At 50.9% G+C, this 18,827-nt stretch carries 17 protein-coding genes and 1 tRNA gene; 11 read left to right on the top strand and 7 right to left on the bottom strand.

The genetic code is table 11. From position 1 onward, the window contains the following. Positions 1-46: 46 nt before the first annotated feature. The 3 genes from AGRI_RS13860 to pepA are packed head-to-tail and all read right to left on the bottom strand — an operon-like array spanning position 47 to position 4,897. On the bottom strand, positions 47-2,905 hold the full coding sequence (locus tag AGRI_RS13860) for a valine--tRNA ligase (RefSeq protein ID WP_008985524.1): 2,859 nt from the start codon (positions 2,903-2,905) through the stop codon (positions 47-49). A 19-nt stretch (positions 2,906-2,924) separates the two neighbouring features. Further along, positions 2,925-3,389, bottom strand: coding sequence for a DNA polymerase III subunit chi (locus AGRI_RS13865; RefSeq protein ID WP_008951098.1), 465 nt, complete (start codon positions 3,387-3,389; stop codon positions 2,925-2,927). Next, entirely contained in the window at positions 3,389-4,897 is a 1,509-nt protein-coding gene (pepA, locus tag AGRI_RS13870) for a leucyl aminopeptidase (RefSeq protein WP_008609119.1), read from the bottom strand. The genes AGRI_RS13865 and pepA overlap by 1 nt, the downstream gene beginning before the upstream one ends. Positions 4,898-5,127: 230 nt before the next feature. Between pepA and lptF the strand changes: the two genes are divergently transcribed. Together lptF and lptG are read left to right on the top strand one after the other, a co-directional pair. Continuing rightward, on the top strand, positions 5,128-6,231 hold the full coding sequence (lptF, locus tag AGRI_RS13875) for an LPS export ABC transporter permease LptF (protein WP_008985525.1): 1,104 nt from the start codon (positions 5,128-5,130) through the stop codon (positions 6,229-6,231). 1 nt (position 6,232) lies between these two features. Beyond that, entirely contained in the window at positions 6,233-7,300 is a 1,068-nt protein-coding gene (gene lptG, locus AGRI_RS13880) for an LPS export ABC transporter permease LptG (RefSeq protein ID WP_008985526.1), read from the top strand. A 30-nt stretch (positions 7,301-7,330) separates the two neighbouring features. Here lptG and AGRI_RS13885 read toward each other — a convergent pair whose 3' ends face one another. Then, the gene (locus AGRI_RS13885; RefSeq protein WP_008985527.1) at positions 7,331-7,834 is read right to left on the bottom strand and encodes an RDD family protein; all 504 of its coding nucleotides are present in this window, start codon (positions 7,832-7,834) and stop codon (positions 7,331-7,333) included. Between the two features lie 396 nt (positions 7,835-8,230). On the opposite strand from AGRI_RS13885, the gene AGRI_RS13890 reads away from it, so the two are divergent. Next, a tRNA-Leu gene (locus tag AGRI_RS13890) sits at positions 8,231-8,317 on the top strand. Between the two features lie 249 nt (positions 8,318-8,566). Further along, on the top strand, positions 8,567-9,304 hold the full coding sequence (locus tag AGRI_RS13895) for a hypothetical protein (protein WP_008985528.1): 738 nt from the start codon (positions 8,567-8,569) through the stop codon (positions 9,302-9,304). Here AGRI_RS13895 and AGRI_RS13900 read toward each other — a convergent pair. After that, on the bottom strand, positions 9,301-10,707 hold the full coding sequence (locus tag AGRI_RS13900) for a heavy metal sensor histidine kinase (protein ID WP_008985529.1): 1,407 nt from the start codon (positions 10,705-10,707) through the stop codon (positions 9,301-9,303). The two genes, AGRI_RS13895 and AGRI_RS13900, sit on opposite strands and share 4 nt — an antisense overlap. Then, a complete protein-coding gene (locus AGRI_RS13905; RefSeq protein WP_008985530.1) occupies positions 10,700-11,386 on the bottom strand; it encodes a heavy metal response regulator transcription factor in 687 nt (228 codons plus the stop codon). Before AGRI_RS13905 ends, AGRI_RS13900 begins: the two co-directional genes overlap by 8 nt. A 155-nt stretch (positions 11,387-11,541) precedes the next feature. Between AGRI_RS13905 and AGRI_RS13910 the strand changes: the two genes are divergently transcribed. The 7 genes from AGRI_RS13910 (at position 11,542) to AGRI_RS13940 (ending at position 17,979) form a co-directional block, all read left to right on the top strand. Further along, positions 11,542-13,353 carry a copper resistance system multicopper oxidase gene (locus AGRI_RS13910; RefSeq protein ID WP_008985531.1) on the top strand — a complete coding sequence of 604 codons (1,812 nt, stop codon included), beginning with the start codon at positions 11,542-11,544 and terminating at the stop codon, positions 13,351-13,353. Positions 13,354-13,694: 341 nt separating this feature from the next. Then, the gene (locus AGRI_RS13915) at positions 13,695-14,510 is read left to right on the top strand and encodes a copper resistance protein B (protein WP_420169887.1); all 816 of its coding nucleotides are present in this window, start codon (positions 13,695-13,697) and stop codon (positions 14,508-14,510) included. 49 nt (positions 14,511-14,559) lie between these two features. Further along, positions 14,560-14,955, top strand: coding sequence for a copper resistance CopC family protein (locus AGRI_RS13920; RefSeq protein ID WP_008985533.1), 396 nt, complete (start codon positions 14,560-14,562; stop codon positions 14,953-14,955). Positions 14,956-14,972: 17 nt separating this feature from the next. Further along, on the top strand, positions 14,973-15,866 hold the full coding sequence (locus AGRI_RS13925; RefSeq protein WP_008985534.1) for a CopD family protein: 894 nt from the start codon (positions 14,973-14,975) through the stop codon (positions 15,864-15,866). A gap of 38 nt (positions 15,867-15,904) precedes the next feature. Beyond that, the gene (locus tag AGRI_RS13930) at positions 15,905-16,390 is read left to right on the top strand and encodes a YybH family protein (RefSeq protein ID WP_008985535.1); all 486 of its coding nucleotides are present in this window, start codon (positions 15,905-15,907) and stop codon (positions 16,388-16,390) included. Positions 16,391-16,410: 20 nt separating this feature from the next. Next, positions 16,411-16,917, top strand: a complete 507-nt coding sequence (locus AGRI_RS13935; protein WP_008985536.1) for a DUF411 domain-containing protein — start codon at positions 16,411-16,413, stop codon at positions 16,915-16,917. A gap of 90 nt (positions 16,918-17,007) precedes the next feature. Continuing rightward, complete coding sequence (locus AGRI_RS13940; protein ID WP_040292038.1) at positions 17,008-17,979, top strand: IS481 family transposase; 972 nt, start codon at positions 17,008-17,010, stop codon at positions 17,977-17,979. A gap of 179 nt (positions 17,980-18,158) precedes the next feature. Here the strand turns inward: AGRI_RS13940 and AGRI_RS13945 are convergent, their stop codons facing one another. Then, positions 18,159-18,584, bottom strand: coding sequence for a hypothetical protein (locus tag AGRI_RS13945; protein ID WP_008985538.1), 426 nt, complete (start codon positions 18,582-18,584; stop codon positions 18,159-18,161). Between the last annotated feature and the right edge of the window lie 243 nt (positions 18,585-18,827).

The following is an 18,827-nucleotide window of genomic DNA, read 5'->3' on the forward strand; positions in this document are numbered from 1 at the left end:
AGTTTACCCCCTAAGAGGGGGCTATCAGGATTTAAACTACCGACGACTATAAGGCGGCGATTTCGGCCTGCTGCGCCTGAAGTTTGGCTAACGCCTGCTCCAATTCTGCCAGTTTGGCGCGCTCTTTCTCCAGCACCGCTTCCGGTGCCTTGGCAACAAAGCCTTCGTTGTTCAGCTTAGCGGCAACCCGGGATAACTCTTGCTCGGTTTTTTCCAGTTGCTTGGCAATCCGGCCCAGTTCTGCTGCTTTATCAATTAAACCGGCCATTGGGATCAGCAAGTCCATGCTGCCAATCAGCTGTGCGGCGCTGGCTGGTGCTTTAGCATCAGCCGCCAATACCTCCAGGCTGTCCAGTTTCGCCATTACCAGCAGGAAATTACGGTTTTGCTCCAGTCGGCGCTGCTCTTCTGCATTCAGATTACGCAGCAATACCGTTAATGGCTTAGATGGCGCAATATTCATTTCGCCACGCACGTTACGGATAGCGGTGATCACGGCTTTTAACCATTCCAGATCGGCCTGCGCCGTTTCATCCACCAGCTCGGCCTGATAAACCGGATAGGCGGCCAGCATAATGCTGTCACTGTTAATACCGGCCAGTGGCTTAACGGCTTGCCAGATACTTTCCGTGATATAAGGCATAATCGGATGCATCAGGCGTAACAGGCTTTCCAGCACGGTGATCAGCGTATGGCGGGTGCCGCGCTGCTCTGCTTCAGAGCCTTTGAACAACACCGGCTTGGTCAGCTCCAGGTACCAGTCACAGAACTGGTTCCAGGTAAACTCATACAGTGCGGTGGCGGCCAGGTCAAAGCGATAGCTGTCGAAGTAATGCCGTACTTGTTTTACCGTTTGCTGGTATTGTGCCAGGATCCATTTATCGGCCAGTGACAGCACCTTATCGTTGCTGTTAAAGCCGCAGTCCTGACCTTCGGTATTCATCAGCACATATCGGCTGGCATTCCACAGTTTATTGCAGAAGTTACGGTAGCCTTCTAAGCGCTTCATATCCCAGTTGATATCCCGACCGGTAGACGCCAGCGCTGCCAGCGTAAAACGCACCGCATCGGTGCCGCTGGCCGGAATACCTTCCGGGAACTGCTTGCTGGTGCGGTCGGCAATTTTCTTCGCCAGCTGCGGCTGCATCATATTGGCAGTGCGTTTTTCCAGCAGTGCGTCCAGCGTAATGCCGTCAATCATGTCCAGTGGGTCAATCACATTACCCTTGGATTTTGACATCTTATCGCCGTTTTCATCCCGGATCAGACCGGTGACATAAACTGTCTTAAAGGGCACTTGCGGCTTACCATCGGCATCTTTAATAAAGTGCATGGTCATCATGATCATCCGGGCAACCCAGAAGAAAATAATGTCAAAGCCGGTCACTAACACATCGGTAGGATGGAAGTTCTTTAAGTCTTCGGTTTGCTCTGGCCAACCCAGCGTCGAGAAGGTCCACAGCGCAGAACTAAACCAGGTGTCCAGCACGTCGTTGTCCTGACTCAGGCTGACGCTAGCTGCCAGCTGATATTTACTGCGCACCTCAGCTTCGCTACGACCGACATAAACCTTGCCGTCGGCATCATACCAGGCTGGAATACGGTGGCCCCACCACAGCTGACGCGAGATACACCAATCCTGAATATCACGCATCCAGCTGTAGTACATATTCTCATATTGCTTCGGCACAAACTGAATATCGCCGTTTTCTACCGCTTCGGTCGCCGTTTTCGCCAGTGGCGCAACCCGCACATACCACTGATCAGTCAGCATCGGCTCAATGACCACGCCGCTGCGATCACCATAAGGCAGGGTGTTGTTGACCTCTTCAATTTTTTCCAGCAAGCCGGCGGCATCAAAGGCGGCAACGATAGCTTTGCGGGCTGCGTAGCGGTCCAGGCCCTGATATTCAGCCGGGATCGCAATCTGCAGTTCAGTATTTGGCTGGCCGTTAATATGGTAGCAGTCTGCGCTCTGACGGATAGTGGCATCCGGGGTCATCACATTAATCAGCGGCAGTTGATGACGCTTACCGACTTCGTAGTCATTAAAGTCATGCGCCGGCGTGATCTTGACGCAGCCGCTGCCTTTGCTCATGTCGGCGTGTTCGTCAGCGATAATCGGAATACGGCGGTTAGCCAGCGGTAATAGGATGGCTTTGCCAATCAGATCTTTATAGCGCTCATCTTCTGGGTTTACCGCAACGGCGCTGTCACCGAGCATGGTTTCCGGGCGGGTGGTCGCCACCACCAGATAGTCTTTACCATCAGCGGTCTTTACGCCATCGGCCAGCGGATAACGCAGGTGCCAGAACTGGCCCTTTTGCTCTTTATTCTCGACTTCCAGATCCGAAATCGCGGTATGCAGTTTCGGATCCCAGTTTACCAGGCGTTTGCCGCGGTAAATCAAATCATCTTCATACAGCCGGACAAAGACTTCCTGCACGGCATTCGACAAGCCGGCATCCATGGTAAAGCGTTCACGATCCCAATCGACCGAGTTACCGAGGCGGCGCATTTGCGAGGTAATGGTACCGCCAGATTCAGCCTTCCATTGCCATACCTTTTCAATAAATTTGTCGCGGCCAAGCTCGGCGCGGCCGGGCAGACCTTCCTGCGCCAGTTTACGCTCTACTACCATCTGGGTGGCGATACCGGCATGGTCGGTACCGACTTGCCACAGCGCATTTTTACCCTGCATCCGCTGATAGCGGGTGAGCGCATCCATAATGGTTTGCTGGAACGCATGCCCCATATGCAGGCTACCGGTAACATTTGGCGGTGGGATCATAATGCAGTAGTTATTACCCGGCCGGTTATCGCCGTTCGGTTTAAAATAGCCCTTGCTTTCCCAGGCCTGATACATCGCCTGTTCTATTTCACTGGGGTTAAAGGTTTTTTCCATCTGAGTGATACCTGTAAATTCAGTCGGCAGTAATCGTTTCCGGCAGAATGCCCGCCTGTCGATACTGCTTATAGCGTTCCCGCGCCTGCGCTTTTAGCGTTGGCTCGGCGGGCACAAATTCAATGATCTGGTTAAAGCGCCGGGCAAAATCCGGCACCTGGTCGGCCAGGTTAATTAACACCTGGCGGCTGGTTTTTGGCGCCTGCCAGCCAATTTCTACCGGCGCGCCGCGTTGCGGGCCTTCGCCGGCCAGGTTGTGTGGCACAAAGCTGTCGGGTTCAAATTGCCATAACAGTTCGTCCAGCAGCTCGGCACTTTGCTGGTCGGCAGTATATACGAAAACCCGTTGTTTGGCGCGGTACAGCTGGGCACAAAGCTGGCAGGCTAAAGCAAAATGAGCTGGCGCAGGCGTCAGCTCATTAGCTTGGGAACCAGTACTGGCTGCAGCACTTTGCTCAGCCAGCACATAGAAGGTAACCTGCATCAGTGATCCTGCTGCTGACCAGTACGATTGATCAGGAACTGGGTCAGCAATGCGACCGGCCGGCCGGTTGAACCTTTGTCTTTACCGCCACTGCGCCAGGCGGTACCGGCGATATCCAGGTGTGCCCAATGATATTTGCGGGTAAAGCGTGACAGGAAGCAGGCGGCAGTAATGGTACCGGCTGCGCGGCCACCCAGGTTGCTAAAGTCAGCGAACGGGCTCTCCAGCTGATCCTGATACTCATCCCACAGCGGCAGGCGCCAGGCGCGATCGCCACTTTGCTCTGAGGCATTCAGCAACTCATGCGCCAATGGGTTATGGTTACTCAGCAGGCCAGAGGCATGTTTACCCAGTGCAATCACGCAGGCACCGGTTAATGTCGCCACATCAATCACCAGCTCAGGGTCAAAGCGTTCGACATAGGTCAGCGCATCGCACAGTACCAGCCGGCCTTCGGCATCGGTATTCAGCACTTCGACGGTTTGCCCTGACATGGTGGTTAGGATATCACCTGGCCGGTAAGCATTGGCATCCGGCATATTTTCTGCTGCTGCCAGCACCGCGACGATATTTACCGGTAACTGCAGGTTAATCACTGCCTGCATGGTGCCCAGCACTGAAGCCGCGCCACACATATCAAACTTCATTTCATCCATGCCATCGCCCGGTTTCAGGCTGATACCGCCGGAGTCGAAGGTCAGACCCTTACCAACCAATACCACCGGCGCGCTGTTATCGGCGGCACCCTGATACTTGATCACCGACATTTTCGGTTCATTCACTGAACCGCGGCCAACCGCCAGGTAGGAGTTCATGCCCAGCGCTGACATTTCGGCTACGCCTAATACTTCAACGCTGACCTTATCCGATAACTTACTCAGTGCTGAAGCCTGTTCGGCCAGATAGGCTGGAGTACAGATGTTCGGCGGCATATTGCCGACATCTTTACACTGCTTAATACCGGCAGCAATAGCTAAACCATGCTCCACCGCGCGCTCGCCAATCGTCAGATCGCGGCGGGTGGGGACATTAAACACAATTTTACGCAGTGGGCGGCGGGTTTCGTCCTTTTTGCTTTTCAGCTTATCAAAGACGTAGAGGCAATCCTGGGTGGTTTCCACCGCATGACGCACTTTCCAGTAGGTATCGCGGCCTTTAACATGCAGCTCGGATAAAAAGCATACCGCTTCCATCGAGCCGGTTTCGTTCAGGGTGCTAATGGTTTTGGCGATGATCTGACGGTATTGGCGCTCATCTAATTCGCGCTCTTTGCCACAACCAACCAATAATACACGCTCACTTAATACATTGGGCACATGGTGCAGTAACAGCATCTGGCCTGGTTTGCCTTCCAGATCGCCGCGGCGTAATAAGTTACTGATATAGCCCTCACTGATTTTATCCAGTTGCTCGGCTACGGCGGACAGCCGGCGTGGCTCGTACACACCGACCACAATGCAGGCACTGCGTTGTTTTTCCGGACTTCCGCTTTTAACGCTGAACTCCATGTTTACTCCTGATTCTAAGAGACTGTGCTACTATTGGCGCAGACAGTACCCGGTGATGTGCGGGCGTATCGCGCACGGCAGCGCTAGCTTACCTTGGTGGAATTTTACCGGCTTTACTTAAAAAAATTCGGATTTAAGCCGGCTTTCGCTGATAATAAAGTGTATAAATACCAAGTTTACTGAAAAATCACCAGCTTTCCAGAGAAAAGACAGGTTTTTAGGGGGCATTTTTGATTATTTTTCGTTATCTGATTGGTGAAGTCTTTCGCGCTCAGTTAGCTGTCTTTGTTATTCTGACCACTATTATTATCAGTCAACGCTTTGTAAAAATTCTGGCCGATGCCTCTGAAGGCGAAATTCCCGGTCAGCTAGTGATGAGTATTGTTGCACTGAAGCTGCCACAACTGGCGGTCATTATTTTACCGCTAAGTGCATTTTTGGGCATTTTAGTGGCCTATGGCCGTATTTATGCCGACAGCGAAATGACCGTGTTGCATGCTACTGGCGTCAGCGAATGGTATGTGACCCGGCTCACGCTGTTGCTGTCAGTCTTGATGGCAATCCTGGCCGGCAGCGTCACTCTGTATTTCAGCCCCTGGGCTACCGAACGCGAGTATCAGCTGCTGGAGCGGGCAGAGTCGGATGCCGGTTTATTTTCGCTGATCCCCGGCCGTTTTCAGCATACCTCGAATGAAAAAGCGGTGATTTTTGTGCAGGATGTCAGCCGTTCCGGTAATCAGTTGGCCCGGGTGTTCGTCGCGCAAAACAGTGACAAAGAAGGCAGTAATGAGCAGGCAATCGTCTACGCTTCGGCTGGTGCTGTCTATGAAGATCCGCAAACCGGAGCCCAGTTGCTGACACTGGAGCAGGGCCGGCGTTATGCCGGCGATGGCCAGTCACCGGCTTATGAAGTGATAGAGTTTGACCGCTATCAAATCCAGATCCGTGAACAGGAAGTGGAGCAGCGCCGGCGCAAACTGTCCAGTCTGAATACACCTGCGTTGCTGCAGGAGAGCAGTAATGAAGCCATCGCCGAGTGGCACTGGCGGATTGCCATTCCGCTGTCTATTCCGATCCTAACGTTGATAGCGGTGCCACTGAGCCGGGTTAATCCACGGCAGGGCAAATTTGGCCGCTTATTACCGGCATTACTACTGTATCTGGGTTATTACGCTCTACTGATTATCGCCCGCTCAGCGTTGGAAGATGGCAAGATCCCGGCGCAATGGGGCATGTGGTGGCTGCATGGCGCGGGTTTATTACTTGGTAGCTTGTTGATTTTGCGTAGCCGCGAGAGTGCGCAAAAAATCCGGGCCTGGGTAGCGGGGCGTTAAGATGTTAAAAATACTAGACCTCTATATTGGCCGCACCATTCTTACGACAACCTTACTGACGTTAAGCGTGCTGTTAGCCTTATCGTCAATGTTCCGTTTTATCGATCAAATGCGCTCTATCGGCCGCGGTTACTACGATATGGTGCATGCAGCGCTCTTTACCTTATACAGTGTACCGGGCGATTTGGTCATGTTTTTTCCGATGGCAGCACTGATTGGAGGCTTGATTGGTCTTGGCATGCTGGCCAGTAGCAGCGAGCTGGTGGTGATGCAGGCTGCCGGCCTATCACGGCTGAATATTATCAATTCGGTAATGAAATCAGCAGTGCTGATGGTGCTGGTGATGATGGCAGTGGCAGAGTGGGGCGCACCTATTACTGACCGTGCGGCGCGGGAGCTGAGAATTAAAGCGATTTCTGATGGTAATGTATTTGCTGCGCGCCAGGGCGTCTGGGCCAAAGATGGTGACAGCTTTGTTAATATCAAAGAAGTAGATGACCTCGGTAACCTGAAAGATGTCATCATCTATCATTTTCAGGCCGATTTGGCACTGGCAAAAGTGGTGCGGGCGGAAACAGCACAGTATTTTGATGATGCCTGGCGCCTGCAACAGGTTACTGAGCTGACCTTCACTGAAGAGCAAATTTCACAGCAGCGCCTGCCCAGTCAGCCCTGGCGTTCTACTCTGACACCAGACAAACTGAGCGTGGTCAGCATCAAACCTGAAATGCTGTCACTGCGCGGACTAAGCGATTATGTCGAATATTTACAGCAGAATGGCCAGGAAGCCAGTCGCTATGAGCTGGCATACTGGCGCAAAGTCCTGCAGCCGGTGACAGTGGCGGCGATGCTGCTGTTAGCCTTGTCGTTTATCTTTGGCCCGCTCCGTAGCGTAACCATGGCGGCCAGAGTATTGCTGGGCATTCTGACTGGTTTTGGCTTTTATATGAGTAACGAGGTATTCGGGCCGCTGGCGCTGGTGTATCAGTTGCCGCCATTAGCTGGTGCTGCTGTACCCAGCCTGCTGTTTATTGCTATTTCGCTGTACTTTATGCGGCGAAAAATCTAGGTGTACGTACCGAACCCTACTCAGCCCGCTTTAGCGGGCTGTTTTATGTAAATTCAGCACCTTGCTTTGCTCTTTACTAAGCACAATCATCTGACTGTTGGTCAGTTGATCCTGCAATGCCAGCCCCTTGCCCCAGCGCAACCAAAGCCAGATATTACCAAGGCTGCCAATCGCCAGTATGGCTCTGGCCAATGCCTGTATTGCGGTTAAGGGTTGTCCGCTTTGACTGACGACCAGTAAGCGCCAGGCCCGCATCCCCAGCGTTTGGCCTGCTTTACACCAAAAGTAGACATAAAAGCCGAAGATAACGCTAAGCAGATAGGTAAAATACACCCACCGACGCCAGCTACTGGTGATATAACCGGCGATGTCCTGCCCGGGTAACAGCGTGATCACCGAACTCCATACCAGAAGCTGGACTAACAGCATGGCGAGTCCTGCAGCCAGCATAATCAGCGCACAGAGAATTAACACATCATAAATAATGGCCGCTAAGCGTCGTGCAAAGCCAGCCCGTGGGGCATCCTGATACATAACTGCTCCTGAAGATAATAGCGTTAGTCTAGCATGAGGCGTCAATGGCGCCCAAGAGTTGATAACACTGTACGCCCTGTCGACTAGCATCAAAAGGATTAAGAAACACGGAGGGTTTTGAATCCACTGCGTCTAAATTGGTGCTATTTTAAGCAATTGTGGTGATAAGGCAGTGAAATGTCATACAAAGCACTTGCACCTGCTTAGCGGCATCGTATAATGCAGGCGTTTACCTCAAACAACTCCTCTCTGCCTGGGTGGCGAAATCGGTAGACGCAGCGGATTCAAAATTAACAGCTGTTATAGAGTTTTTTAGTTTAACCTTTTGAAATTAAAGAGATTAAAATTAAAAATCTTTGACAAATTAGCTGTTATAGTTTGTTATAGAACGATATTGGCTCAGTGATGAAATTGGTAGACGTGCCGGATTCAAAATCCGGTCCTGGAAACAGGGTGTCGGTTCGAGTCCGACCTGAGCCACCAAATAACAGAGAACCGTCCTTAATGGGCGGTTTTTTTTTGGTTCTAATTTGTTTCGTATTTGTATTGTTCAATTGTTATTGAGTCGCATACTGAAGTTTTTCAGGGATTTTGGTTAACTCAAAGCAAGTAAAAGCTTTACTGTTTTTTATAGTGTTGATTTTTGGTACGTGAGTGTGTTAATGATTAATGAGTTCTCGTTATATCGAGAGGATAACACATAAAAAACATTTAACATTTCAAGGAGGGCTTGTGAAGATTGTTGTTTTGTTGTTTTCTGTTCTGGTCGTAGGGTGCACGAGCGTTAATAACGCTGGTGGAAATAATCAAAATCCTGAAACTTTTGTTGGTATAGAGAATGGAAATCTGGTCTATAGGGGTGGAATAACTGAAACGTCAAACAATGCGATTTTTGCCTTGTTTAATGATGCAGAAGTGAAGCCAAGCCGTCTGCTTATAACCAGCCAAGGCGGTGAAATCGGTGCTGGATTAGATTTAGGTCAGTGGGTTAAAGATAATGGCTTGGATGTCGAAGTCGAAAGAGTATGTGCTTCGTCATGTGCTAATTATATATTTCCAGCCGCTAACAAAAAGTATCTAAGAAAAGATTCCGTTTTGCTTTGGCATGGTAGCGCTTGGCAAGCAGATTGGAGTGTTGATGACAAGAATCGACAAACGTTTGATGAATATTTAACTGGAATGCGTAAGCAAGAAACTGAATTTTACGCAAGCATCGGCGTTGACAACCTACTTGCAAATTACGGCCAATCTAAATTTAGTTCGTTGGATTTCGCTCAGAACTTATTTGGTAAAGGTACTGTTGGTTATGATTACTCCATCGCTGATATGGAGAGATTTGGCTTAAAAAATATCATTTTGATTGACGGTGAGTGGGACTGGAGAAAATACCGGCCTAAATCAGCGGATAGGGTAAAACGTATCAATGTTGACGAAGGTTTTGAGTTTAAACTTCGTCGTTTCGAGATTTAAAACGCTAATTTTTCAATTTTAAGCCTGATCACAAAACGCGTGCTCTCTAAATCTGATTCGACATTAATTTGTCCTTCGTGTGCTTCCACAATGGCTTTGGTAATAGCCAACCCTAAACCGGCACCTTCACTATGCCGTTGCCTTGATTGATCTGCACGATAAAAGCGCTCAAATAAATACGGTAAATGTTCCGGAGGAATAGGCGGTCCAGGATTTTCGACGCTGATAGTGATCGAGTCTGGTGATGCCAGTGCTGTTGTTACTGTAATGCTTTGGCTCTGAGCAGTGTATCTCAATGCGTTTGACAGCAGATTGGTTAAAGCATGTCGCAGTAAGGTGCGATCAGCCTGCACCAAAATTACCGGACCGGAAAAATGCAAACTAACACCAGACTCTTCAGCAAGGGCTTCAAAAAAGTCAAAAATCGCCTGAATTTCGTCCGCCAGATTTAACGTTTGCTTTTGCAGTGTGAGTAAACCGTTCTGGCTTTTCGCTAACCACAACATATCGCTTATCATTTTATTCAGCCGCTCCAGCTCCTCCAGATTGGAGAACAGCAGATTCTGGTACTCGTCGGCGCTGCGCGCGCGCGATAAACTAACCTGGGTTTGCGTGATCATATTGGTCAGCGGTGTTCGTAGCTCATGCGCAATATCGGCACTAAAGTGCGACAGCTTGGTAAACCCTTGCTCCAGCCGGTCTAACATCAGATTAAAAGACTGCACCATATGCCGCAGCTCGGCCGGGACCTCGCCCGGTGATAAGCGAATATCCAGTTTATTGGTTTGAATATCACGCATTTGCGCGCTTAAACCCCGAAGTGGGTTTAGCCCCTGGTGCACTGCAAGCCAGGCCGCCAGTAGAGTAAGCAGGGCGGAGCCAAGTAAAATCAGCCCCAGGCTACGCTGTAACTGCTGCAAGAAATGTTCATGAAAACTGATGTCGATAGCGGCAATCACCTGATACTGCTGATCTGCCGTGGTGAAAAGGCTGAACACGCCGCGATAGGCTTTGCCGTCCAGCTGCCAATTGTGGATGGCTTTGGCATTATAGTCGGCACTGGCCGGGGTATTGGCCGCTAGCAAGCTTAAATCAATGTCGGCGTTACGGTAGACTAAGCGGTTCTGGCTATCCATTACCTGATAGTAGACACCGTGATGGCCCGATACCGCTTTTGCCAGTGTCTGTGTCGGCTGTTGCTGGCCGTTCTGCCCGGCAGTCAGCGTGTGCTCAACCGCGTGCAGGATCACGGCTAACTCGTCGGCATCCTGTTCGATAAAGTGATGTTCGACTGAGCTGAGCAGTAATTGCTGCACGAAGAACAGGCAAATCGAAATGGTTAGCGCGACAAAAAGTACCACGCGAACGGTGATCGAGAGAGGGCGTTTGCCAGCTTTATGCATCAGTTTGCTCATCGTCCAGTTTATAGCCCATACCGCGCACGGTATGGATCAGTTTTGCCGCAAAGCCGTCATCAATTTTGCCGCGCAAGCGGCGAATAGCAACGTCAATCACATTGGTGTCGCTGTCAAAATTCATATCCCATACCTGCGAGGCGATTAACGAGCGCGGCAGAACTTCACCACGGCGGCGCATCAGCAGTTCAAGCAAGCTAAATTCCTGATTACTCAGCGCTATTTTGGCACCGCTACGACTAGCTTTACGCTTAGCAATATCCAGTTGTAAATCGGCAACTTGTAATAATTCTGACTGCGGTGCGGCCTGACCACGGCGTAGCAGGGTTCTGACCCTTGCCAGCACCTCTGAGAAAGCAAAGGGTTTGATCAGGTAGTCGTCGGCGCCAAGCTCCAGGCCTTTCACCCGGTCGTCGACGCTGTCGCGGGCCGACAGAAATAGTACCGGCGTATGGTTATGATTTTCTCTTAGCGCCTGAACAATACGTAAGCCGCTGACGTCCGGCAGCATCACATCCAGCATGATTAAATCGAAATCTTCTGTCATCGCCAGATGATGGCCATCCAGGCCATTTCTGACCAGTGACACCTGAAAACCGGCTTCGCTCAGGCCTTGCTTTAAATAGTCACCGGTTTTTTGTTCATCTTCTACAATCAGCAAACGCATCTTGTCATCTCCAAACATAGCTTTGGCAGTATTAGGCCATAAACCGCCAAACAGCAACATGACAGCAAGATTACAACTTTGTCATGTTCATGTCATGCTGCTGACAGTTTCGTCCTCTACACTGCTACGCATATAGAGAGTATTGGAGGTTGCAGATGATAAAGGCTAACACCATGATGCCGGTATCGATTTCACGGCGCCGGTTTGTGCAGGGGCTGGCGGTGGGCGGCGTGCTGGCCACTTTTCCGCATATCGTCAGGGCGGGTAGCGCCTTTAAAGATAATGCCTTTACCGGCTATGCCACTGAGCTCAGCGGTAACGTGATTGATTTAACCATCGGCGAAGCGCTGGTAAATTTTACCGGCGTGGTCCGTAAAGCCACCACCATCAACGGTTCGATACCGGCACCGACCTTACGCTTGCGAGAAGGCGATGACGTGACCATACGGGTAACCAATACCTTGTCGGTGCCCAGCTCAATTCACTGGCACGGTATTATTTTACCCTACCAGATGGACGGCGTACCCGGCATGAGCTTCAGAGGCATTATGCCCGGCGAAACCTTTGTCTATCGTTTTACGTTAAAGCAAAGCGGCACGTACTGGTATCACTCGCACAGTGGCTTTCAGGAAATGACCGGCATGTATGGCGCGCTGATCATTGAACCCAAAGCGCAGGATGTAATTGCCGCCGATCGCGAATATGTGGTGCAGCTGTCAGACTGGACCGATGAAGATCCACATACGGTGTTTCGCAAATTAAAAGTGCAAAGTGATTTGTACAATTTTAATCAGCCAACAGTGCAGGACATGCTGCGCGATATCACTGACAGAGGGCTGGACGCGGCGCTGGCGAAACGGCAGATGTGGCAGCAAATGCGGATGAACCCCACCGATCTGGCGGATATCTCCGCGGCCACTTTTACGTATTTAATGAATGGCAGTTCGCCGCTGGCAAACTGGCGCGGCCTATTTAAGCGCGGTGAGCGTGTGCGGCTGCGTTTTATCAATGGCTCCAGCAACAGCTTTTTTGATGTGCGTATTCCCGAGCTGAAAATGACTGTGGTGCAGGCTGACGGCCAGAATGTACACCCGGTAACGGTAGATGAGTTCCGCTTTGGCCCGGGCGAAACCTATGATGTTGTCGTCTCGCCGCAAAATGATGCCTACACCATTTTTGCCCAGAGCATGGACCGCAGTGGCTATGCCCGCGGTACCCTGGCCGTGGCCGAGAGCTTAAATGCACCGGTGCCTGCGCTGGATCCGGTGGAATGGCTGACGATGGCTGACATGATGGGCAATATGAACCATGGCGCAAGCGACAGCCACAGCCACGGCCACAGCGCGATGGCGCACGGCAATGGCGCGGAAGATCATAGCCAGCATGGTGCTATGGCTATCGATCACAGTCAGCATGGCCCGGCGGTGCCTTATGCCAAAGCCAGTTCAACTGTGCGTCATGCCAGCACCGAGTATGGCCCGTCGGTGGATATGCGGGTGGATATGCCAAGAACCAACCTGGACGATCCGGGCATTGGTTTGCGCAATACCGGGCGGCGCGCGCTGACCCTGGCCGATTTACATTCGCTGGACGGTATTATTGAGCCGGGCGGCCCGGAGGCGGAAATTGAGCTGCATCTGACCGGCAATATGGAGCGCTACACCTGGTCATTCGATGGCTTAGAGTTTAGTAAAAGCACACCGGTGCATATGAAGCACAATCAGCGTATCCGGGTGATCTTGCAAAACGACACCATGATGACCCACCCGATGCATTTGCACGGTATGTGGAGTGATCTGGAAAGTGACAACGGTGCCGTACAGGTACGCCGCCATACCATTCCGGTGCAACCGGCGCAGCGCATCAGCTTTTTAACCACGCCGCATGATGTCGGGCGCTGGGCCTGGCATTGTCATTTATTGTTCCATATGGATGCGGGTATGTTCAGAGAAGTGGTGGTGTCATGAAAACAGCCAACGTAACGCTAACCTTGTCGCTGCTGGCGCTGGCCTGTACTGTGGCGCTCAGCCCTGGCGTGGCAGCGCAGAACGCCACTGAGAAACCGCCGGTACCAACGCACAGTGGCATGGACCACAGCAAAATGGACCACGGCAAAATGGATCATAGCAAGATGAACCACGCTGAGCAGGCGGTTGACCATAGCCAGACGAACCCTAGTGACATGGATCACAGTCAGATGGATCATAGCGGCATGGACCACAGTAAAATGGGCCACGCTGAGCAGGCCGTAGACCATAGCCAGATGGACCATAGCAAAATGGATCATACCGAGATGAACCATAATGAAATGACCCATGCTGAGCAGGCCGTGGATCACAGCAGTATGGATCACAGCACGATGAACCATGCCGATATGCAGATGCAAGGCGGTAAGGCGCCGGCTAATGCCCGCGATCCACATGCCTACTCCAACGGCTACACCCTGACTGACGGGCCCTATGGCATGGCCGATTCACGCCATTTAAAGCACGGCGTTGAACATCCACAGTGGTCCGTGCTGGGCGATCGGCTGGAATACAATGCCGACAGTGAAGCTGGCGAACTGGAGCTGCAAGCCTGGTATGGTACGACCTATGATCGGTTGGTGCTGAAAACCGAAGCTGAAGTCAGTGACGGCAAGCTGGAAGAGAGCAGCACCGAGCTGTTATGGAGCCACGCGATAGCAGCCTATTGGGATGGTCAGCTTGGGCTGCGCCTGGATCAGGTTGCCGATGGCACAAACCGGCAGTGGTTAGCATTGGGTGTGCAGGGCCTAGCGCCGTACTGGTTTGAAGTTGATGTCACGGCTTATCTGGGCAGTGGTGGTCGCACCGCGTTAAGTGCCGAGGCAGAATACGAGCTGCTGTTAACGCAGCGTCTGATCCTGCAAGCCCGGGCGGAGCTAACCGCCTATGGCAAAGACGATGCAGTCAATCAGCTGGGTAAAGGCCTGTCTTCACTGGGCGCCGGGCTTCGGCTACGCTATGAATTTAGCCGCCAGTTTGCGCCCTATGTCGGGGTCGAGTGGCAGAACAAATATGGTAACACGGCAGATTTTGCCCGCCTGCAGGATGCATCGACAGCAGAAACATCCTGGGTTGCCGGTGTGCGGTTCTGGTTTTAATAGATCAGGGTTTTAATCAATTTGGATGTTAATAAATAAGGTGGTCAACATGAACAAATTAATCTCGCTGCTTACCCTGCTCTGTTTGGCGTTTGCCGGACCCGTACTGGCGCATGTTAAACAAAGCGGCTCGGTACCGGCGGATAACGCCATGCTCATGCAGGCGCCGGATGTACTCAGTATCAGCTTTAGTGGCCCGATCCGGCTGACGAAAGTCACGCTGTTGCACGATAACGGTAACACTGTCGATTTTGGCTTTACGCCCACCGCTGTCGCCACGCAGTTTAGCTGGCCGTTGCCAGTGCTGGAGATCGGTAGTTATCAGGTTAACTGGGTAGGTTTGGGCGAAGACGGTCATAAAATGAAAGGTGATTTCAGTTTTATGCTCCACGCCAGCGCTGACGCCGGGGGGAAAGCTGATAGCGCGCACGCGCATCAGCACTAGATGGCTGGAGATTGGCGATGTTTAGCGATACCTGGGTATTAGCCTTATTCGCCCACAAGCTGCTGAGTTATTTAGCGGTTAGCGGCAGTATTGGTGCGGCGTTTTTGCTGCAGTTGCCGGCGCTGGCTCAGCCACAGTCTGATAGCCTTGCCTTTCGGCTGTGGTTAAAACGCCTTGTACTGGGGTGGTCGGCCGCAGGTATGGTGCTGGCGTTACTGTATCTGCCGCTGCAGGCTGGTGCGCTGGCCGAAACAGGCGTAGCTGGCATGGCCGACAGGCTGATGCTACAGATGGTTTGGCAATCGGCAATGCGCACCCAGCTGCTTTTATGGTTATGCGGTTATGCAGCGCTGTGGCTTTGGGCCTGGCGCGTTAAACACAGCGGCAAAGCGGTAGTGAGCATTGCGGTAGTTAGCCTGGCCGCGTTATTGCTGGCCGCCAGTTTCAGCCAAACCGGCCATGTTGCCAGTTTGGCAGGCCTGTGGCCACTGTTACTGACGCTGCATGTGCTGGCAATTTCGGCCTGGGTAGGCGCGTTGCTGCCGCTATGGCAAAGCTGTTATCGCTTAGCACCAGACAGGCTGGTGGCGCTGATGGGGCAGTTTGGCCAGGTTGCGCTCTACCTGCTGGTACTGCTTATCAGCTGTGGCGTGTTGATTTTACTGCAACTGCTCGACTCGCCCAGTGCACTGTTTGTCACCGACTATGGCCGCTTAATGTTGTTTAAGTTGATGTTGGTAGCGGCCATGTTACTGCTGGCTGCCTGGCACAAATTTAGTCTGGTCAAAGCGCTGGCGCAACATCAGAACAGCCGGTTGCTGGCACGGTCTATTTTTATCGAAATGCTGTTAGCGCTATTGGTACTGGCAACCAGTAGCAGCTTTACCACTGTGGTGGGCTTAGCCCATTAAGCCCGCTTTATTCTAATAATTACAACAGGATACCTAATATGTTTCGCAATAAAATTCAAACGCTGTCTGCCATCAGCCTGGGCCTGGCGTTACTCTCTCCCGTTAGTGCGCTGGCGCACGGCAATGAAAAACCTGCCGCCCCGGCCTTGTTCGTCGGCGAAAGCACCGCTGCCGCTCAGGCGGTAAAAGCGTTTCATCAGGCGTTACGCGCTGGCGATGCCAAAGCGGTGCGCGCCATGCTGGCAGATGACGTGCTGATTGTCGAAGGTAATGGCGTAGAGCGCTCGGCTGACGAGTATGCCAGCCACCATATGCTGGCTGATATGAAATTTATGGCGGCGGTACAGGTAGAAGCGCTGGAGCATCAGACCAAGGTGCTGGGCAAGGTGGCCTATTCGGTTAGCCGTAGCCAACTGACTGGCGACTATAAAGGCAAGCCGGTTGACGTTATCAGTAAAGAAACGCTGGTGCTGGTAGATACAGGCGCCGGTTGGAAGATCGTGCATGTGCACTGGTCGCACTAAGACAACAGCAGGAGATCACTATGAAGCTAACTCTGGCAGCGGTTGTGTTGGTAGCTACTGCGTTACTGGCCGGCTGTAAAGACGCCGGCCCGGCTAAACCGGAAACTACAGCTGTGCCCGACAGTGCAGCAGCACTAACCCTCACGGTATACAAAACGCCAAGCTGCGGTTGCTGTAAAAAGTGGGTATCGCACCTTGAACAGCAGGGAGTGGTTGCACAGACGAAAGACTATGATGATCTAAGCGGCATAAAAGAGCGCTATGGCATCACGCCACAGTATTATTCCTGTCACACCGCCGTATCGGAGCAGGGATATGCCTTTGAAGGCCATATCCCTGCTAAATACATCCGGAAATTTCTTGCTGAGTCGCACCCGGATGCAATTGGCCTGAGTGTACCGGCGATGCCGCTTGGATCACCGGGTATGGAAGTGGAAGGCCGCTTTATGCCGTACGACATTCTGCTGCTGCATAAAGATGGCAGCGCCAGCGTTTACGCTCACATCAGTGATGCTGCCATGCAGTAAGTAGTGTAGTGTCACTGAGGGATCCCCACAAATTGCTCCCCCATATTATCTGTGTGATTCATAGACATCATTTCAATATAATGGGTGTCTATGAATAGAGAAATACAGCAGCGATTACAGTGGATAAAGCTATACGAAGAGACCCGTGATGCGGGCTTGGTCTGCCGTCGTTGTGGCATATCCAGACCTACCTTAAGAAAATGGTGGCAGCGTTATCGGAAAGACGGTGTAGATGGTCTGGGTAGCCAAAGCAGGCGTCCTAAGAGTTCACCTTCAACAAAGGTTGGTGAGACTGAAGAGCAGTTAATTTTATCTTTGCGACGCTCTCGAAACCTTGGAGCAAGGCGTATTCAAAGCGAACTTGGCCGCCTGTATGGGCTCTCTCTTGGAATTGCAACTATCCATAAGATCTTGACGCGAAATGAAGTAAAGCCTGTTGTTACCTACCGTAGGAAACCAGATTACATCAGGTATGTTCGCCCAGTTCCTGGCGATAGAATACAAATGGATACCTGTAAGATAGGGCCTAATCTCTATCAATACACTTCGATTGACGACTGCACCCGCTACAGGGTTTTAAGGCTGTATAGCCGCAGAACGGCTGCTAACACGCTGGATTTCATTGATTGCGTGATTGAGGAAATGCCATTTCCAATTCAGCGTATTCAAACAGATCGTGGCCGAGAATTCTTCGCCTGTAAAGTTCAGGAGAAATTGAAGATCCATGGCATCAAATTCAGACCAAATAAACCTGCTTCACCTCACCTAAATGGCAAAGTAGAGCGCTCACAGAAAACTGATAAAACAGAGTTTTATGCAACGGTAGACTTAGCATCAGACGATTTAGATAGCCTGCTTGCTGAATGGCAGCATTACTACAACTGGGAGAGGCCTCATAGCGCACACCATGGAAAAACACCCATGGAACGATACTTCGAAATGGCTGAACAAACGCCTTATTCTGAAGAGGTTCAGGAGCTTTATGAGCCAGCAAAAGAACCCCTACAAGAACAAAACTACAGGCTTGAATTAGAGCTGAGAAGATTGAAACGATCTCTATGAATCACACACCTAATCACCTAAATTTTTATTTTAACTACAAAATTTCTGGGGATACCTCAGGTAAATACGTCAGCTTTAATGGTGGCTAATACAATACAAGTTAGCGGTTATATTTCCGCGGGGCAACGTTAACTGTTGCCCATGGGAGTTTTTATCAACCTAAGATTATTGAGCAAAAGTTATTTTACACAAGACTGATAAGACTGGGCTTTCTGAACGCCGCTATCAATTAATGTTTTGACATCGCTGTTGTTGATATTGGCTAATAGCTTGTCCATAACTTCTTGTGCGGTAGTAGCGGAGGAGGCTTCAGCCAGGCATGAGTAAGCATTTGCAATTTTGTTTTTGACTGCCGCCATCGCTTCTGGGCTAGTGAAATCAACCGTTAGTGCATCATTAATTGATGCGGAAAGTTGACTTGCCAGCTGAGGTGAATTTTTTAACAACTCTAAGTTGAGGCCATTGATATCCACGGCTTCTAGTTTATTTTGTAGTTCAACTGCCTTTTGATTGGCTGCATCTTGGGCTTTATCAATCATCTGATTTGCACTATCACAACCTGTTAGCACGATTACACAAGCAAGCGTAATTAGAAATTTTTTCATACTGCGTCCTTTTGAAAATTAAATTATAGTGTCATTGGTATGGTTATATCTACCAGCTTTGAGAAAAGTCATATCTACATTAGTATGTAATTTTAAAGGAAGGTTCCGGAACGATTTTCTGAAGCGAACAAATTCCGATTACATCACCAACAGACAATATCAGTGCATGCGAAAACATTTTAGCCCCCTTGAACCTAAAAACGGCGTTTATGTTAAACTGCTGCGATTTTTGCCGATCTAGTT

The organism is Alishewanella agri BL06 (assembly GCF_000272005.1).
GTDB classification, from domain to species: domain Bacteria; phylum Pseudomonadota; class Gammaproteobacteria; order Enterobacterales; family Alteromonadaceae; genus Alishewanella; species Alishewanella agri.

Bases quoted from the DNA above. Each gene is read 5' to 3' on its own strand.
- AGRI_RS13860 (WP_008985524.1), bottom strand. From the start codon at position 2,905: ATGGAAAAAACCTTTAACCCCAGTGAAATAGAACAGGCGATGTATCAG.
- AGRI_RS13865 (WP_008951098.1), bottom strand. From the start codon at position 3,389: ATGCAGGTTACCTTCTATGTGCTGGCTGAGCAAAGTGCTGCAGCCAGT.
- pepA (WP_008609119.1), bottom strand. From the start codon at position 4,897: ATGGAGTTCAGCGTTAAAAGCGGAAGTCCGGAAAAACAACGCAGTGCC.
- lptG (WP_008985526.1), top strand. From the start codon at position 6,233: ATGTTAAAAATACTAGACCTCTATATTGGCCGCACCATTCTTACGACA.
- AGRI_RS13885 (WP_008985527.1), bottom strand. From the start codon at position 7,834: ATGTATCAGGATGCCCCACGGGCTGGCTTTGCACGACGCTTAGCGGCC.
- AGRI_RS13900 (WP_008985529.1), bottom strand. From the start codon at position 10,707: ATGCATAAAGCTGGCAAACGCCCTCTCTCGATCACCGTTCGCGTGGTA.
- AGRI_RS13905 (WP_008985530.1), bottom strand. From the start codon at position 11,386: ATGCGTTTGCTGATTGTAGAAGATGAACAAAAAACCGGTGACTATTTA.
- AGRI_RS13910 (WP_008985531.1), top strand. From the start codon at position 11,542: ATGATAAAGGCTAACACCATGATGCCGGTATCGATTTCACGGCGCCGG.
- AGRI_RS13915 (WP_420169887.1), top strand. From the start codon at position 13,695: ATGACCCATGCTGAGCAGGCCGTGGATCACAGCAGTATGGATCACAGC.
- AGRI_RS13920 (WP_008985533.1), top strand. From the start codon at position 14,560: ATGAACAAATTAATCTCGCTGCTTACCCTGCTCTGTTTGGCGTTTGCC.
- AGRI_RS13925 (WP_008985534.1), top strand. From the start codon at position 14,973: ATGTTTAGCGATACCTGGGTATTAGCCTTATTCGCCCACAAGCTGCTG.
- AGRI_RS13930 (WP_008985535.1), top strand. From the start codon at position 15,905: ATGTTTCGCAATAAAATTCAAACGCTGTCTGCCATCAGCCTGGGCCTG.
- AGRI_RS13935 (WP_008985536.1), top strand. From the start codon at position 16,411: ATGAAGCTAACTCTGGCAGCGGTTGTGTTGGTAGCTACTGCGTTACTG.
- AGRI_RS13940 (WP_040292038.1), top strand. From the start codon at position 17,008: ATGAATAGAGAAATACAGCAGCGATTACAGTGGATAAAGCTATACGAA.
- AGRI_RS13945 (WP_008985538.1), bottom strand. From the start codon at position 18,584: ATGAAAAAATTTCTAATTACGCTTGCTTGTGTAATCGTGCTAACAGGT.